The following is a 706-nucleotide window of genomic DNA, read 5'->3' on the forward strand; positions in this document are numbered from 1 at the left end:
TGCCTCCTAAAATGTAACGGAGGCGCCCAAAGGTTCCCTCAGCCTGGATGGCAATCAGGTGTTGAGTGTAAGTGCACAAGGGAGCTTGACTGTGAGACGTACATGTCGAGCAGGGACGAAAGTCGGGACTAGTGATCCGGCACCGGCAAGTGGAAGCGGTGTCGCTCAACGGATAAAAGGTACCCCGGGGATAACAGGCTGATCTTCCCCAAGAGTCCATATCGACGGGATGGTTTGGCACCTCGATGTCGGCTCGTCGCATCCTGGGGCTGGAGTAGGTCCCAAGGGTTGGGCTGTTCGCCCATTAAAGCGGCACGCGAGCTGGGTTTAGAACGTCGTGAGACAGTTCGGTCTCTATCCGCCGCGCGCGTCTAGAAACTTGAGGAAACCTGTCCCTAGTACGAGAGGACCGGGACGGACGAACCTCTGGTGTGCCAGTTGTTCCGCCAGGAGCACTGCTGGTTAGCTACGTTCGGAAGGGATAACCGCTGAAAGCATCTAAGCGGGAAGCCTGTTCCAAGATGAGGTTTCTCACCCACCCTTGTGGTGGGGTAAGGCCCCCTACAGACCATGGGGTTGATAGGCCAGAACTGTAAGCACAGTAATGTGTTCAGGTGACTGGTACTAATCGGCCGAGGACTTATAAACAACACCCAAACACCATGTTTGGTCTCGCATCCACTATGCGCTTTCTGAGGCAACACAC

1 rRNA gene is annotated in these 706 nt (G+C 55.4%); it reads left to right on the top strand.

Annotated features, from left to right (window positions below):
* Positions 1 to 648, top strand: a 23S ribosomal RNA gene (locus tag ACFFJD_RS16670); the annotation flags it as partial.
* Positions 649 to 706: the final 58 nt, after the last annotated feature.

Source organism: Gordonia phosphorivorans (assembly GCF_042432625.1).
GTDB classification, from domain to species: Bacteria; Actinomycetota; Actinomycetes; order Mycobacteriales; family Mycobacteriaceae; genus Gordonia; species Gordonia phosphorivorans.